This is a genomic window from Allorhodopirellula solitaria, from assembly GCF_007859855.1.
Lineage (GTDB): Bacteria > Planctomycetota > Planctomycetia > Pirellulales > Pirellulaceae > Rhodopirellula > Rhodopirellula solitaria.
Genome location: NZ_SJPK01000003.1, coordinates 516,343 through 533,469 on the forward strand (window position 1 = coordinate 516,343; position 17,127 = coordinate 533,469).

The window sequence follows — 17,127 nt, forward strand, 5'->3', positions numbered from 1 at the left end:
CGCCCAAGATTCGTCCCACCATGAACCTCCCAATGAGATCCCCATTTCCATCGCACTTACTACTCGTCGGTTTGGGGGCGTTGATTGCTTTCTCACCAGCCAACAACGCTCACGCCAATCGGCTTGAAAATACGCCCTGGCAATACACGCTCGAAAAGCCTGCAGATGGTTGGCAGCAAGCCGATTTTGACGACAGCGGCTGGAAGTCGGGCCAAGGCGGGTTCGGTACGCGCGGGACCCCCAATGCGCGTGTTGGGACCGTCTGGAAAACCAAAAATATCTGGATCCGCAAGACTGTCTCGCTCGACGAAGTGCCTGCCCATCCGGCGATCCTGATGCATTACGACGAGGATACCGAGGTCTACATCAACGGCAAACTTGTCCTTACTAAGAAGGGTTGGGCCGACGATTACGATGCATTCTCGATCGACGCAGCCGACCGGGATGTCCTGAAGGCCGGAGAGAACGTCTTGGCCGTGCATTGCCGCCAAAATTCGGGAGGTCAGTTCATCGACGCTCATATCGTTGATGGAGACAATCTTCCGCTGCTGCCGAAGATGAAACCGTTCGTCTCGGAACTGATTAGCCCCTGGGGTAGTGAAGTCTCTGCGGACAACGTCTGGCAAGAGTACCCACGTCCACAGATGGTCCGCAACGATTGGAATAACCTCAATGGAAATTGGGATTACGCGGTCACTGAAATCGGACAAGTTGACGCTCCGCAAGAATGGGACGGAGAAATCCTGGTGCCATTCTGCTTGGAGTCAAAACTCGGCGGCGTGCAAGAACTGCTTAGCGAAGACGAAGTCCTATGGTATCATCGCACGTTCTCGGCATCGCGTACCGACACAGAACGGACGCTCCTGCACTTCGAAGCGGTTGACTATGCCAGTGAAGTTTTCGTCAACGGTACATCGGTCGGCAAGCACGTTGGCGGAAACACTCCGTTCTTCTTTGATGTGACCGACGCGCTCCAGGACGGCGAGAACCAGCTCGTCGTGCGTGTCGAAGACGCAACCGAAGCGTGGCAGCTCAATGGGAAGCAACGTCGCAATCCCGGCGGCATCATGTACACGCAAGTCTCCGGAATCTGGCAGACAGTTTGGATCGAACAGGTCCCTGCGAGCTACATCACGGATCTGACGATCCTGACCGATGCCAACGAGGGAACGATTCAGGTGACGCCGGAGTTCGAGAACGGGGATGCGGTCGCCAAGGTACGTGTTAGCGTCAAAGACGGTGATCACGAAGTCGCCAACTACAGCGGCAAGGCCGGAGACATTGTGCTCACGATTGACGATGCGAAACTGTGGTCGCCCGATTCCCCGCATCTCTACAATCTCGAAGTTGCGTTGCTCGATAGTTCGGACAACGTACTCGATCGCGTCGGCTCCTACGCTGGCATTCGCACGGTGGGCAAGACGCGCGATGAGGACGGGCACATGAGAATGACGCTCAATGGTGAGATCATTTTTCACTGGGGACCGCTCGACCAAGGTTGGTGGCCGGATGGACTGCTCACCCCGCCGTCGGATGAAGGCATGTTGTTCGATATCGAATGGCTCAAGGCGGCCGGATTCAATATGATTCGCAAACACATCAAAATCGAACCGCGCCGGTACTACTACTACTGCGACAAGCTCGGCATGATGGTTTGGCAGGACCAGGTCAGTGGTGGCAAGAATCCGCCCTGGACCCGGATGGCGAAGAACCCCACCGACGCCCAGTGGCCTGCCGAACAACACGAGCAGTTCATGCTCGAGTTCGAACGTATGATCGATGAACTCGAAAGCCACCCCAGCATCGTGGTGTGGGGACCGTTCAACGAAGCATGGGGCCAACACCAGACCATGGAAGTGGGCAAGTGGACCGTCGAGCGTGATCCGTCACGATTGGTCAACATCGCCAGTGGCGGGAACTTTTGGCCGGTCGGCGATATTGCCGACCATCACTCCTACCCCCACCCGAACTTCCCATTCGATCCTGCTCGATACAAGAATTTCATCAAGGTCGTCGGCGAGTTTGGTGGGCATGGCTATCCCGTCCAAGGACACCTTTGGGACGTCTCACGCAACAACTGGGGATACGGCGGTCTGCCCAAAACGAAGGCTGAATACCGTGACCGATATGTTAAGTCGCTCGAGATCCTCGATGAACTTCGCGAAAAAGGCATCGCCGCTGGCGTGTACACGCAAACGACCGATGTCGAAGGCGAGATCAATGGTTTGATGAGCTATGACCGCAAGGTCATCAAGATCCCCGCTGAGGAGCTCAAAGAATTGCACCAGCGATTCTTCGAGGAGGAATAGGGGGCTAGCCTAATCCCTTTCCCTCTCTCTGGGCTGTCGATTTGATAGCCCGACGCGTCAGCGATGGATTCGATGTGATCCCTCGGACACGCGTCGGGTTATGTTTTTCATGCTATTTCACTGTCAACGAGTATCTCGACGACCCGTGACGCGTCTCGGCTCACTCAATCGACAGCCCGTCTCGGAGAACGGTGAAGTCTTGTGAACGCTTGCCCACAAACATCTTAAGAACTGCACGACCCCCTTTGCTGATGAAACCTTCCCTCCCACTGCCTGCGCTCGTTCCCGTGTTTCGCTCAATGAATATTTGCCGCCCGATGATGCGGTGCCTCGTTGCACTGCTATCTGTATTCCTACTCTCCTCCGCCACGAGTGCAACATCCGCAGAGGAGCCGGCGTTTCGTCCCCCCGCGGTCCCGTTGGTTGCCCACGATCCCTATTTCAGCGTGTGGTCACAAGCGGATGAACTCTGGGCAACGAAGACAACTCACTGGACCGGAAAGACGCAGCGGATGGCGGCGATCGTGCGGGTGGATGGCCACGCCTATCGATTGATGGGCAGTGGACCGCAGACGATTGCCGCGATGAAACAGGTCTCCGTCGAGGTGCTGCCGACGCGGACGATCTATCATTTCGCCGGCGGTGGCGTCAAAGTCCGGTTGATCTTCACAACGCCTGCCCTGCCGATGAACATCGAGATCCTCAGCCGGCCGACGACGTACGTCAACTGCGAAGTCACTGCCACGGATGAGAAGACTCACGAGGTAGAATTCTACTTCGACGCCGGTGGAGAACTGGCTACCAACGTGGGTGAGCAAGAGGTCACCGGGGAAGCTGTTGCGATGAGCAACGCAGCGGGACTCAAGCTCGGATCGGTCTCTCAGCAGGTGCTCGGCAAATCGGGTGACGATCTCCGGATTGACTGGGGGTATCTCTACGTCACCGCTCCGCGGACTGCCCAAGCGACAGCCGCCTTCGGAACCGCCGCGACACTTCGCGACGGTTTCTCGCAGGCCGGGCCAGCCGCGATCGCCGAGGAGATCCCCGAGTTCCCGATCGCTGCCGATCGGATTGTGGCCGCCGTCGCAATGTCGCTCGGTAGCGTTGCCAATGAGCCGGTGTCCCGTTACGCCTTGATTGCCTACGACGACCTGTACTCGATTGAGTTCATGACCAAGCATCTTCGACCGTACTGGCGGAAGGATGGCTGGGAGGCGAGCGACCTCATCGAAGCCGCCGTGAATGAACATGACGAACTCGAGATTCGCTGCGCCGAACTCGATGCTGAGCTCATGTCGGATTTGAAAGCGGCCGGGGGCCAGGAATACGCTGACATCGGCGCACTCGCTTACCGCCAATGTTTCGCAGCGGGCAAGTTCGTAGCTGATGCCAATGGCCAACCGCTGCAGTTCAGCAAAGAGAACCATTCCAACGGCTGTATCGCCACCTCGGATGTGTTCTATCCGATGATGCCACAGTTTTTCCTGTTCGGTCCATCGCTGACCAAGTCGGTGCTCGTCCCATTCATGGATTATGCGGCATCGGAGCGTTGGCCATTTCCTTTTGCACCCCATGATCTCGGCACCTATCCGAAAGCCAACGGTCAGGTCTACGGAGGGGGGGAAACCAATGAAACCAATCAGATGCAGGTCGAGGAGAGCGGCAATATGCTGATCCTGTTCGGCGCGTTGGCGAAGATGGAGGGGAACACAGACTTTGCTGAGATCTATTGGGACGAACTGACCGAGTGGGCGGTCTACTTGGAGAACAAAGGCTACGATCTCGATAATCAATTGAGCACCGATGACTTTTCGGGGCACTTGGCTCACAACGTCAATCTCAGTGCCAAAGCGATCTGTGGTCTGGGGTCGTACGCGATGATGTGCGACATGCGAGGCGATGCCGACTCCGCGAAAAAGTATTCGGATCTGGCGCAGTCGATGGTTGACGAGTGGATGATGGCGGCGGATGACGGCGATCACTATCGGCTCGCCTTTGACCGCAGTGGCACTTGGAGCCAAAAGTACAACTTGGTTTGGGACCGCGTGCTCGGCTTGGATCTCTTTCCGGCCGAAGTCGCCGAGACGGAGATGAAGTACTACCAGAAGATTCAGAACAAGTACGGTCTTCCGTTGGACAATCGCTCCGACTACACGAAACTCGACTGGATTCTGTGGTCGGCGACACTCACCAATGACCGCGACGATTTCTTGGCGTTGATCGGTCCTGTTCACGATTTTCTCAATGCGACGCCACAGCGTTCACCGATGACGGATTGGTACTTCACGTCGACCGCAAAGAAACGCGGTTTCACAGCCCGTCCCGTCGTGGGCGGTGTCTTTTTGAAACTGCTCTATGATTCCGCGGTGTGGTCAAAATATGCGGCGATGGATGAAACCCAATCGTCGGATTGGGCACCGATGCCCCGCCCCCCGAAGACTCGCACGCTCGTGCCGACGAGTGCCGACGCGAAGGTGCAGTGGAAGTACACTTTCGCACGACCCGAGGGAACCTGGCAGGCTGAGGACTATTCCGCCGACGGCTGGGAAGAAGGGTTGGGAGGATTTGGAACCGATGAAACCCCGGGAGCGACGGTCGCAACGACCTGGAACTCCGCGGATATCTGGATTCGCCGTTCGTTCAAAATTGAAGGCCAGATCCCCGAAAGCATTGGTTTGCGACTGTATCACGACGAGGATGCCGAGGTGTTCATCAATGGCGAACTCGTCGCAGACCTGGGGGGCTACACGGGCGATTACCAGTTCTTTGAACTTCCGTCGTCCGCCGTTCGCAGCGGTGAGAATGTGATGGCAATTCATTGCCACCAAACCACCGGCGGCCAGTACATCGACGCGGGTATCGACGAGATCCTGCCCGAATCGGCTGACCCCGAACCGAGCAGCGATGAGGGAAAGGACTGAAATAGTCCGATCCATCTGTTAGGATAGAGGGATCGAGCGAATGTCGCCGCGAGATTGGAGTTGGCAGCTGCCTTTGCTGACCCACCATGCCTCCTGGCGACATCCGCGACGCTAGCCTCCCGTGATATCACGGCGGCGTCCGCCCCTCCAACTCCTGGTTTCCATGTTCTCGTACGTCCTGAAGACGCTCTGGCGGCATCGCACACGAACGCTGCTCACGGTGACCGGCGCCGCCGTGGCAATGTTTGTGTTTTGCTTTGTCGGTTCGGTCCAGGAGGGGCTGCGCCGCCTGACGACTGGCTCGGATGCCAATCGCAGTCTGATCGTTTTTCAGGAAAACCGATTCTGCCCGACCAGCAGCCGACTGCCTGAGGACTACGCGCGAAAGATCAAGAAGGTGCCGGGGGTTCGCGAGGTCATGCCGATTCAGGTTTGGACGAACAACTGTCGTGCGAGTCTCGACATCGTGGTTTTCAACGGTGCTGATCCAGAGCAGATCCAAAAGACACGGCCGATTTCACTGACGAGCGGTTCGTGGCAGCAGTTCGCGTCGCAGCGTGATGCTGCGATCGTCGGTCGCAACGTGGCGAAACGCCGGGACCTGAGCGTCGGTGACCAATTCTCCATCGGCGATCTCTCTGTTTCGGTCGCCGGCGTCTTTGAATCGAGTGTGCCCTCAGAAGAGAATTTAATCTACACGAGCCTGTTGTTCCTGCAGTACACCCGCGGCCTCGATGCAGCGGGATTGGTAACGCAGCACGAGGTGCTGCTGAGCGATGACGCGGATCCCGATCATGTGGCCAGCGAGATTGATGCGTTGTTGCGGTCGGGCACCGTGGCGACCAAGACGCGGCGCAAAGGTGCCTTTCAAGCCAACACGCTTTCGGACCTCGTCGATATGATCGGCTTTGCTCATTGGCTCGGCTATGCCTGCGTCGGTCTGGTGCTTTCGCTCGTGGCGACGACGACGGTGATGAGCGTCCAGGATCGGATCAAGGAGTATGCCGTGCTGCAGACGATTGGCGTCCGCCCACTGCGTGCGCTGCGCCTGGTTTTGGCCGAGAGTACTGTTCTTTGTTTGGTCGGTGGCGTGATCGGCACCGCGGCTGCCCTCGCGGTCTTAGCGGTCGGAGGATTTGCGATCGGAGCGGAGGGAGCAACCATTGCCTTTCGCCCCTCGCTCGAGTTAGCGGTTACGGGGACGATCGTGTCTTTGATCGCTGGCGTGATTGCAGGTTTAGCCCCCGCTGTCCAAGCGGCGACGGTACCGATTGTGAACGCGTTGCAGCAAGCATAGCCCCAGGCCGGCGGCCCAGAGAACTCCCATTACGCTGGCCGGCATGGCTCCATAGCGAACGTAGAAACTAACCCGGTCATCGATGCGGGGTTTGGCAACGATCTCGCCCGCTTCGCCGGCTGGGAGTTGGCTCACCACCCGCCCCATGCTATCGATCCAGGCCGTCGGTCCACCGTTGGCAGCGGAAAGTATCGGCCGCCGGCATCCGATCGCAACCATCTGGGCACAGCGAAGATGGTGGGCCACGACAGCCGAATGGTCAAACCAAGCATCGTTGGTCAATGTCACGATGGCTTCGGGCAGGAGATCGGCATCACGCTTCCAAAGGGTCCGCATGTGATCGACTGCGATCCGCTCGACCGCGGTCTCAATACATAGGTTGGGCAGGACTCGGAAACCTCCCACGTCAAAGGACGCGGGCCCCACCCCAGCGGCGAGTCCCAGGCCTGCCGGCACCATCTCTTTGAGTACCGGGATGGACTTGATCAACGGGATGTACTCGCCGAACATGACCAAGTGGTTCTTGGCATAGGTATCCTGGACCGTCCCATCTTCTCCGACCAGCACGATGCCACTGAATTGCTCCGCCGACGCGCCGTAGCGAACGATCCCACAGCCACCAATGATCGCCGGTGGCTGATTCGTGGAACCAGCCGACATCGCTGCCTGAATATTGCGATTGCGGCGGACAAAGTCAGCTTGTGATTGCGAGATAATCTGCCGCATTTCGGGCACGGTCAAAGGCGGCCCATCCCGCCCCGTGGCGAGTTCTTCGGGGACCGCGAGATCTTCTTCAGCGATATACCAGGGCTGCCCGCCTGAGAGCATCGACTCGGGCCAAACAACGGCGTCAATCGGTATCGGGCTCTGTGAGACTGCAGCAATCGTTTGCCGGGCGAAGGCGGCGAAAATTTGCTGTTCTCGGCCTAGATCCTGTTGATACTCCGTCTGTTCATCACGGCCAATCAACATCAATGTTGTGTCCGATTCGGCCGTCGGGTGCGTCAGTGCCGCGGCGCCGTAGAAATAGGCTCCGGCGGCGGCAACGCCGGCGATTGGAAGCGACGTTTGCCAGCCCCTGCTGAACCGGCGATCGCGATCGTCGTTGGTCCATCGCGAAGGCGAGCCACGACGGGACATTGCCAGTAAACAGACATCGGCGGCCGCGACACTCGTCAAAACGAGGAGAAAACTGACCCCATAGGTGCCAAACAGATCGACGATCTGGATCATCGTGGGCGCAGCCATGCCCGCGAGGGAGTGACCGAGCATCAACACGGAGATCCCTGTGGCAAAGTGATTGCGAACCCACTCACCGCCAACCCACAACGACGCAGCGACCAGCGCGACAGGCAGATGGGCGCGCCATCGGTCCCATCGAGTTCTCACTGTCGCTGCTTCCTCGCTCGGCTGAACCAGGCACCGGCTCCAGCGGCGCAGCAAGACGACGAACAACAATGGGTACACCGCCAGGTAGCCCGCTAGGGCCAGCAGCGGCAAGATCATCAGGGGGTGGGCATGTCGCAGCCCCTGCAGCGAGACGAAGTAGTATGCAAAAAAACTGGCATACACGGGCAATCGCACGGACTTCTCTGAATGCGAGGCCAGCAGAATCAGGGGCGTCAGCGCAACGAAGGCGAGCGGCCAGAGATCAAATCCGGGGCCAGTCAAATACAACAGTACCCCGCTGGCTATGGCAGCAAGCCACGCATTCGTGCTGATCAGCTTCATCGCAAAACATCCGTGTTCTCATTGAGTCAAGCCGATCAAAAGGTGCTCGCGCAAGTGCGCTTCGACGGCGTGATCGGTAATGTATTCCAAATAGTCATGCTGCATCCCCACAAACCGTGCTGCGTTGAGCTGGTGGACGCGAGCGTCATGATCGGGCAGGCAGTGCAAACCGCTGACGCCTGTATATCCCAACGCAGGTCGTCGATTGTCAAACCGCGTGAAACGATAGAAGCTCAGGTAAGTATCGCGATTGTTATACAATAAATCGAGGTGCTTGATTTGGTCGTAAGCACAGCGATGTGTCGTTACCAGGCAATCATTCCGAATCGCCGGAACCGCCAACGCCAAGTTGACCGGAGGCACCCGATGCGGAGCTGTTGGCACGCCGCACCCATCGATCGCACCGCCGCCGACAAGCTGCAGCGCCCCAAGTGCGACACGCCCCCCGAAGCTAAAGCCGATGATGGAGACGGGGATCGCAGGATCCATTTTCTGCAGGAACCTCGCCAGATGAAAGGAGTGTTCATCGGCTCGCTGGGCTTTCACTCGGACATCGCGAATCGGGCCGACAATGCGATCGGCAGGCCACGCCCAGATCACGAAACGCACCGGTGGAGCATCCGGCCACTGTAAGATCGTTTGATTATAAGTCTGTAAGCCACGCCGGATCGCTTTGTCGAGCGACCAACGATTGCCGTGGATAAAGATCACCACAGGACGCTGAAACCCGTCTGCGTCCGGTGCCATGAAGTCAACGACCGAAGAGGCCTGCCAGCAACTTCCTCCGACCCGTCGACGGATATCGAGTGAATCGAGACTCGCGTTTCGCGACCCCAAGCGGCGGCTGCTGACCAGCCAGATCTGATCGAGGGCCCGGGCGTCAAAGTTTTCTGTTGCCGTCGCCTGCAGTTGACGCTCAGCCGACTCCTCACTCGCTCCCGCGGCGACGGATGCCAGCGGTGAGGCCACTGTCTGACCGTGCACGAGGCCTCCCCCAAGCAGAATCGCTGAAGCGACCATTACACGACGAAACAATTCAGCGGTTAGCATAAGCTCACTCAGGGCAGTAGCGGCAGCGGAGGATACGTCAGTGTAGCTCAAAGTGGCTGTCCGACAATCAAGAATGCAGCCGCGTTCGCTAGAGACTGCGGATTCTCGCTAGTTCGCTCCTACAAACCCATCCCGGGGCCCGACCTATCGCATCGCCAGCCCGCTATCGCTCGCCCGCCGCCCTAGCTCAGCCGGGAGTCGGTGAGATCATCTTCCTGGGCAGCCGGGTCCTGGCGTTCGGAATCGTTGCGATTCAGTCGAGTCGTGACGATCGTGAATACAAACGCAAAGGCAGCGAACCGGTATCGGTTTTCGCTGATCTTCTTAACCAGTGAAGTCTCATCGGTGCCCTCGGATTCTCCCTGACTGGAGAAACAGTCGATGCTCACGATGCTGTCCATCACCGCTGACAACGATGCCGGAGCGGCAGTCAGGAATGATCGTGGCACGTCGAACTCGGTCAGCTCCAGCCCGAGTGTCGATTGTCGGAGCGAACTCAGGTCCACGTCGTCGTTGAGACCATCGACATCGCCTCGGCGGTCCGAGAATGCGGCATGACGGGATCTCGGATCCGATGGCCTCGCGAGGGACTGGCTATCGGGTCGATCGATTGACGGCGAAGAGGGCAGTAACGCCATCGCCATGAACACGTCCGATTGCGCGTGGTTCGCTAGCGATTGATTGGCTAGCGAGGGACTCTCGTTGGAGCGTCGATTCGTCTCGGACCCTAATCGGCGCGATGCGTGGGCGCCGATTGTCTCCGAGCCAGCGGCGGAGGAAGGCTCTCCGATTCCGACGAAGATCTCCGTTTGCATCCCGGTCGAACCCAATGACTGTGAATCTCGGCTGTCGCTTGCCGACCGCGCGCCGGCGCCCCTCTCACGAGATGAGTTCAGACCGCTGAGACTTCGGAGAACCTGCGGCGTCGTCACCGATCGAGCATTCGTTTCGGCGGCGCCATCCGCATCGACCATCATTTCCATGGCCGTGTCTTCCAACGTGACCGCTGGGCAACTCGGGAGGAATTCGGGGCTCAGCCAGGTCTCATTTCCTGCCAGGGCAGCGTCGAGTTCTCCCGGGTCGCTGATCGCGGGTGCGTCGTGCGTTGTCGCGGCGATCGGGGCCGTTTCCAAGGATTGCACCACTGCAGGCACGGACTCTGACATCGACGACTCACCGCCGAGAACATACGAACCGATGTTGAGATCGCCCGCCATCAACTTGCGCGCCTCGAGCCGTTCGAGCGCGCCGCGAATCTTGCGCCTTGGCGTCTGCCTGTGCGTTCGGCTCGTGGATCTAAGTATCGATTTCAAGACCTAATCTCCGTTGGGTCACCTGCTCAGCATGCTCGGCCGAGTGGGGTGACTGGTCTAATTGGCGCAAGAGCTGTTCTAGCAGTTCGCTGTGAAGTTCGAGAAGCTTCCGATAACCCACGTCTCGCGGCGCTTTGCCGACTGCGAGGGTTTGCATTTCGATGGCATCGGTCAGATCGCCGACTGCTGACTGGAGGTCCCCGCGACGCTGGCGAAGAACACTGAGGTTGTGGAGCACCCCACCGAACCGGCTGAGCAATTGGGGATCATCGCCGCCTGCGGCGACTAGTTTCTGAAACAATACCTGAGCCCGACTGAAAGCTGCCTCCGCGTCCGCCGTGTCGCCCTCGGACGCGCCGCTGAACAAGATCTGCCCATGATTGTTGTGGGCGACCGCCAAATGCTGCTGCACGTCGCGGTCAATCGGATGTTCGTCGAGGTAGCTTTCCAACGCCTCGATGGAACCGAGAGTCAGCTCACAGGCTTCGCTCCATTGCTGGCGTTGGGCGAGTAGGTTGGCAAGATTGTTCTGAGCGACAGCTCGCTGACACTGAGGTGACAGGGAATCAAATCCATCACGAGAATTGCCTCCGACTGAAAGACTCCAGCTGCGGCTCAGAACCGAGTCCAGACGCGAGTCAGCGAGGTCCGCGAGGTTGTCGCGAAACAATTCTTCGGCTTCTGTGGGGGCGGAATGACGTATCAATCCTGCGAGCGTGTTCCGGCATTCGATCATGGCGGATCGCAAATTGCTGCCGGCAAGGTTGCTCTGGATGAATTGTTCGAGTTCCGCATTGGTCTGCCTCATCCGCTCGATCGCGGGCGTCGTTTCGCCGCATTCGAACTGCAGCTTGGCGAAGTTCGACTGCGTCAGTGCCCACCGCCGCATCATGGACTGGCTCCTCAAAAACTGAGCCTCTGACGACTGGCTCTCCACAGGCATCGCAATCGCCTGCTGCTGCACGCGCGAGGCCTTGGTGTACAGTTCTCCGGCGTCCTGGTAGCGACCATTCTGTTTGCGCATGTTGGCGAGGCAGTGCAGGCAAACTGCATAGTCGGCCATGAACGTGGAGTTCTCTCGATGGAGCGGCTCGAGGGCGGTGAACTGCGCCAGGGCGAGCTCATATTTCGCCTCGGCGAGTTCGCGGTCTTCCAACCTATCCGCGATCGACCCGAGCACGAACTGAAGTTTCGCAGACTGGACCGCGAACTGGGGTTCGGCTTCGGAGTAGTGGATAAATCGTCTGACGAAATGCTGGGTGTTGGTCAGCATGCTCCGCAGCACCGGTTTACCGCCGGGCAAGTTGGGAAGTTTCTCCACGGCCATGCCATTGAAACCGTCAATCAGATTGAAGGCCTCCGAAAGGTGCGCGCGTGCGATATGTGCTTGCCGCTGTGCTTCGCGGCTCTGTTTCGCAACGAGCATCGTCGAAACGGTCGAACCAATGAAGGCAACTGCGAGCAGGAATAGCGATGTCAGCACGATCTTGCGATGACGAACGACCCAGCGGAATGCCAAGTCGACTCTGCCCGGTCGACGAGCCATCGTCGGCAACCCGTCCAAGTATCGGCGCAGGTCGTCGGCTAGGTCGCCCGCTGTGGCATAGCGATCATCCTTGGATTTCGCGATCGCTTTGAGCACAATTGTCTCGAGATCCGTTTCGATCTTGGAATTGAGACGCCGCGGCGACGTGGGCTGCTGTGTTTCGACGGCCCGCAAGAGCTGATCGCGAGAATCCGCCGAAAATGCGGGCTCGAGCGTCAACATCTCATAGAGAGTGATCCCCAGAGAGTATATATCGGTGCGATGATCGACAGCTTGGGGACGCCCTGCGATCTGTTCGGGACTCATGTAGCGTGCCGTGCCGAGGGCGCTGCCGTCGGCGGTCAAATTGCCCGCGCCGCGACATCGTGCTAGCCCGAAGTCCGCCACCCAGACTTTGCCCTCGGCATCGATGAGCAAATTCGACGGTTTCACGTCGCGATGAATAACGCCTTGTTCGTGGGCGTAGTCCAACGCATCAGCAACGTCGATGAACAGCCTGACAATCGTATGGATACCTCGCCGGTCGGACATCGACCGCACCGTGCTGCCATGATCTTTCACCGCCCGTGAGGTGGCCTGATCCTTGACCACCGATGCGAAGGGCTGTTCGGCAAATTCGGGGGCGCCTGTCAAACGAGCGGCGTCGGTATCGTCGAACGGCATCTCGGCAGTGAGTTCAGCGGCCGCCTGTTGGGCCTCCTCACGTCGCAGTTCAGAGAGTTTCTCAGCCCGCTTGCGCTGGGCTTCGTTGGCCTGGAGACTGGCCAGAGTCTGCTCCAAGGTGTCACCGTCGATCAGCTGCATGCTGTAGTAATGCACGCCGCGTTCGCAGCCGACGGCATAGACCGGAACGATATGGGGATGGTGCAGCGACGCGGCGGCTTGGGCTTCGTTGCGAAATCTCGCGACCTGTTGTTGATCGAGCACGCTAGCGAACGGCAGTGTCTTGATCGCCACACTTCGCCGCAGCGAAATCTGGGTAGCCTCATAGACAATTCCCATCCCGCCCCGGCCCACCTCACGATGCAGTTCGTAGTCGCCGAGCGTCGAGGTGCGACGCGGTCCGGGCACCTGTGAAGCACTGGGCGTCACAGCTGCTGCCGGGTAGGTCGCAATTGCGGGCGACTGGATAGCGTCAGCGATCGAAGATTCACTCATATCGGGGCCCTCCTTTGCCTCGCGATGTACGATGGTAATTCACGTACGATGGTGATTTCCGTGTGAGAACTTTGCTCTACACTGGGTCAATCCACGATAAAGTCATGTTTGGAATTGGCAACCGGATTTTTCGAGATTCTCGATTCAGCGCCGTACCGACCCGACTACTCCTGCCCTCGAATCCCTTCCCCCTTCGCTCGCCCCGAATCGAGAAACGCCCCATCATGCCGCCACCGATTTACCAATCCGCTGTCTTCGTCGCCGTGATGTGGGGGGTGTTTCTGCTGGATCTCATTCTGCCGGGTTCCTTCCTGCACTACGGACTGGTACCGCGGACAGCCCGCGGGTTGCCCGGCATTGCCCTGATGCCGTTCCTGCATGCGAATTACGCACACCTGCTCAGCAATACTATCCCGATCGCTATCCTGCTGGCGCTGACCCTATCGACCCGTCCTCAGGCCTGGGCCAGCGTGATCGCAATCATGCTCTGCAGCGGCGCGTTGCTATGGTGTTTCGGTCGCCCAGCCAACCATGTCGGCGCGAGTGGTTTGGTCTTCGGGCTGACCACGTTTCTCATCATCGTGGGGGTGCGTGAGAAACAGTTCCTCTCGCTCGGTGTCGCCGTCGCGGTTGGGCTAATTTTCGGTGGTAGTCTACTGAGCGGCATCATTCCCTCTTTTGGATCTAATGTTTCCTGGGATGGACACTTGTGTGGCGCGATCGCAGGAGTGGTCGTCGGCATCGCGACCACGGAACGGGCAGAGTCGTTTCTCTGACCCAGTTCATTTTCTCGGGTGAGGTTGTTGAACGATCGTAGCAGTGCCGGGGAACCCGCTAGGCGGTTTGCGGGCGCCGTGATCGCCCTCGCGAGACTCTCCCCCTTTGCATCCACGGCGATTCGACGACAATTCATCGCCAAGTTGGCTCAGCTCTCGAATTTGCTCCACGATTTAGGAAATCACTCTCATGTCGGTCAAACGCGTTGGAATTCTCACGGCGGGTGGACTCGCCCCCTGCCTGTCGTCGGCCATTGGTGCCTTGATCCAGACCTACACAGAGACCTCTCCGGAAATTGAGATCATCTGCTATCGATCCGGATACAAAGGCTTGCTGCTCGGCGACAGTCTCGTCGTGACGCCCGAGATCCGCGAGCAGGCCGCCGTACTGCACGAGCATGGTGGTAGCCCGATCGGCAATAGCCGCGTGAAATTGACCAACGTCGATGACTGCGTCAAACGTGGCCTGGTCAAATCGGGGCAAGATCCTCTGCAGGTCGCCGCCGAACGGCTCCGCGACGACCGTGTCGATGTGCTGCATACGATCGGTGGCGACGACACGAACACCACCGCAGCGGACTTGGCCGCGTTCCTGGCCAAGAACGACTATGCTCTCACTGTCGTCGGTCTGCCCAAAACGATCGACAATGACGTGATCCCAATTCAACAGAGTTTGGGTGCGTGGACAGCAGCCGAAATGGGCGGCAGGTTCTTTGAGAATGTTGTTGCCGAGCACAGCGCCAACCCACGGATGCTGATCGTACACGAAGTCATGGGACGCAATTGTGGCTGGCTTACCGCGGCAACGGCTGTCGCGTATCGCAAGCGTCTCGACGCCATGAACTTTTTGCCCTCGATCGGCCTGACTCGGAAGAGCGTGGATGTCCACGGCGTGTTCATTCCCGAGATGCAGTTCGAACTCGAAGCGGAAGCCAAGCGGTTGCGAGCAATCATGGACGAGCACGACTGCGTGAACATCTTCATCTCCGAGGGCGCGGGCGTCGACACGATCGTCCAAGAAATGGAATCTCGCGGCGAGAAAGTCCCCCGCGATGCCTTCGGTCACTACAAACTCGACGCCGTGAATCCCGGCGAGTGGTTCGGCAAACAGTTCGCCGAGATGCTCGGGGCCGAGAAAACCCTGATCCAAAAGAGCGGTTACTACTCCCGTGCAGCAGCCGCCAACGGCGACGACATCGCGCTGATCGGCCAGTGTGCTCGCAAAGCGGTCGAGTGCGCCTTGGCGGGCGACGGCGGTGTGATTGGCCAAGACGAAGACCGTGGAGGCGAATTGCGAGCGATCGAGTTTGATCGAATTCGAGGTGGAAAACCGTTCGATATCGATGCGGCCTGGTTCGGTGAATTGCTCGCCGGGATCGACCAACCCAAACGAGCCGCAGTCCCCACCGAGCACGCTTAGCGCTCGTCCACTACGCCCAGGCGAGCGGGCTGATGAAATCCTCAACCGTCGTGGACAGGAGACGCCGAGTCCCAGGCAGCACGGACTCGTTAGTTCGTCCACCACGGTGAATCCTCTTCCACCACTCGCCTGAAAGTACCACTTCCATGCAAAAACTCGTCTCGCTTACCGTCCTGGTCGCCGGACTTTGGCTTGCGGTGCGCCCGATCCAGGCCGATACGTCTGCCGGTCAACCGTTTGAGATTCAATTGGTTGACCAAGAGAACGGCTGGCCCGTGCCGCTGGTCACTTTGGAAACCACCCACCATCTGACGTTCGTCACCGACAACGCGGGCCTGATCGCGATTGATGCCCCCGAACTCCTTAATCGAGAGGTGTTTTTTCACGTCCGCAGCGATGGCTACGAAGTTCCTGCCGATGGGTTTGGGTATCGGGGTGTTCGATTGCAGCCTACTGCGGGCGGGTCGGCACGGATTGAGGTTTCACGCACCATGCTCGCCAAACGCCTCGGCCGCCTGACGGGAGCGGGCCAGTTCCCCCATAGCCAACGACTTGGCAAAGACCTGGATTGGGAAGAGAGCGGTGTGCTCGGAGCCGACAGTGTGCAGTCGACTGTGCATCGAGGACGCCGCTTCTGGTTGTGGGGCGACACGACACTGGCACACTATCCGCTCGGAATCTTCGACAGCAGCAGTGCGACAACGAAATCGCAACCGCTCGGATCGCTCAAGCCGCCGCTGCGGTTGACGTACGATTATTTTCGAGACACGAACTCGCTGCCGCGCGGTGTCGCCAAGATGCCGGGCAGTGGACCGACCTGGTTGAGCGGCTACGTCAGTCTTCCCGGTCGCGATGGAACGTCCAAACTGGTGGCCTGCTATGCCAAGATCAAGCCGCCTCTCGAGGCGTACGAACGCGGCCTGTGTGTTTGGAACGATGAGGCTGAGAAGTTCGAACGGCTCAAAGTCATCTGGAGGAAATCCGAGGGCGGCCCCAGCCCCACGGTGTTCCCACAAGGCCACCCTACTGTTTGGACCGATGCGAATGATCAGCAATGGGTCCTCATGGGTGATCCCCTGCCCACGATGAAGTTCCCGGCGACTTTCGAGGCTTGGCAGGATCCATCGAGCTGGCAGCAGCTGACCCCGCAGGAAACGATCGCCGCCGCCGAGGACGCAGTGCCGGTGCAACCGCACAGTGGCTCGATCGCCTGGAACGAGTTCCGCCAACGCTGGGTGAGCGTTTTTGTTCAGCTGCATGGCGAGCCCTCCCTGCTCGGCGAGGTCTGGTATGCCGAAGCCGACGCACCGACGGGGCCTTGGGAGGATGCCATCAAGGTGCTCACGCACGAGCACTACACATTCTATAACCCGCGGCTGCATGCCGATCTTGTGGAAACTGGGTCTCCCGTCCTGCTGTTCGAGGGCACCTACACCAAAGAGTTTTCAGGGAACCCGGTCGCCACGCCTCGCTACGACTACAACCAGGTGCTCTACCGAATCGATCTAGACGAGATTGTGGGTACGCCGCCGGCGGAGTAACCGATGGGCGGGAGGCTTGGCAGGCCGATTGGACTGGTGGATCGCTCCGAGGACCTGTCGCTCTA

General features: G+C 58.9%; 10 protein-coding genes. 6 read left to right on the forward strand and 4 right to left on the reverse strand.

What is annotated here, in order from left to right; genetic code table 11:
* Positions 1–32: 32 nt before the first annotated feature.
* The 3 genes from CA85_RS08085 (at position 33) to CA85_RS08095 (ending at position 6,527) form a co-directional block, all read left to right on the forward strand.
* The gene (locus CA85_RS08085) at positions 33–2,309 is read left to right on the forward strand and encodes a glycoside hydrolase family 2 protein (protein ID WP_146390787.1); all 2,277 of its coding nucleotides are present in this window, start codon (positions 33–35) and stop codon (positions 2,307–2,309) included.
* Positions 2,310–2,560: 251 nt separating this feature from the next.
* Positions 2,561–5,230, forward strand: coding sequence for a glutaminase family protein (locus CA85_RS08090; RefSeq protein WP_246112597.1), 2,670 nt, complete (start codon positions 2,561–2,563; stop codon positions 5,228–5,230).
* Positions 5,231–5,393: 163 nt separating this feature from the next.
* A complete protein-coding gene (locus tag CA85_RS08095; RefSeq protein WP_146390788.1) occupies positions 5,394–6,527 on the forward strand; it encodes an ABC transporter permease in 1,134 nt (377 codons plus the stop codon).
* On the opposite strand, the gene lnt is transcribed toward CA85_RS08095, so the two are convergent.
* The 4 genes from lnt to CA85_RS08115 all read right to left on the reverse strand — a co-directional run bounded on the left by lnt (position 6,468) and on the right by CA85_RS08115 (position 13,325).
* The gene (lnt, locus tag CA85_RS08100; RefSeq protein ID WP_146390789.1) at positions 6,468–8,258 is read right to left on the reverse strand and encodes an apolipoprotein N-acyltransferase; all 1,791 of its coding nucleotides are present in this window, start codon (positions 8,256–8,258) and stop codon (positions 6,468–6,470) included. The genes CA85_RS08095 and lnt overlap by 60 nt on opposite strands.
* Before the next feature lie 18 nt (positions 8,259–8,276).
* Complete coding sequence (locus tag CA85_RS08105) at positions 8,277–9,242, reverse strand: alpha/beta hydrolase (protein ID WP_246112598.1); 966 nt, start codon at positions 9,240–9,242, stop codon at positions 8,277–8,279.
* 248 nt (positions 9,243–9,490) lie between these two features.
* A complete protein-coding gene (locus CA85_RS08110) occupies positions 9,491–10,621 on the reverse strand; it encodes a hypothetical protein (RefSeq protein ID WP_146390791.1) in 1,131 nt (376 codons plus the stop codon).
* Positions 10,605–13,325, reverse strand: coding sequence for a serine/threonine protein kinase (locus tag CA85_RS08115; protein ID WP_146390792.1), 2,721 nt, complete (start codon positions 13,323–13,325; stop codon positions 10,605–10,607). The genes CA85_RS08110 and CA85_RS08115 overlap by 17 nt, the downstream gene beginning before the upstream one ends.
* A 224-nt stretch (positions 13,326–13,549) precedes the next feature.
* Between CA85_RS08115 and CA85_RS08120 the strand changes: the two genes are divergently transcribed.
* The 3 genes from CA85_RS08120 (at position 13,550) to CA85_RS08130 (ending at position 17,062) form a co-directional block, all read left to right on the forward strand.
* Positions 13,550–14,101 carry a rhomboid family intramembrane serine protease gene (locus tag CA85_RS08120; RefSeq protein ID WP_146390793.1) on the forward strand — a complete coding sequence of 184 codons (552 nt, stop codon included), beginning with the start codon at positions 13,550–13,552 and terminating at the stop codon, positions 14,099–14,101.
* Positions 14,102–14,291: 190 nt separating this feature from the next.
* Positions 14,292–15,521: a pyrophosphate--fructose-6-phosphate 1-phosphotransferase gene (locus CA85_RS08125; RefSeq protein WP_146390794.1), complete on the forward strand. Its 1,230-nt coding sequence runs from the start codon at positions 14,292–14,294 to the stop codon at positions 15,519–15,521.
* 146 nt (positions 15,522–15,667) lie between these two features.
* Positions 15,668–17,062, forward strand: a complete 1,395-nt coding sequence (locus CA85_RS08130; RefSeq protein WP_222435416.1) for a hypothetical protein — start codon at positions 15,668–15,670, stop codon at positions 17,060–17,062.
* Positions 17,063–17,127: the final 65 nt, after the last annotated feature.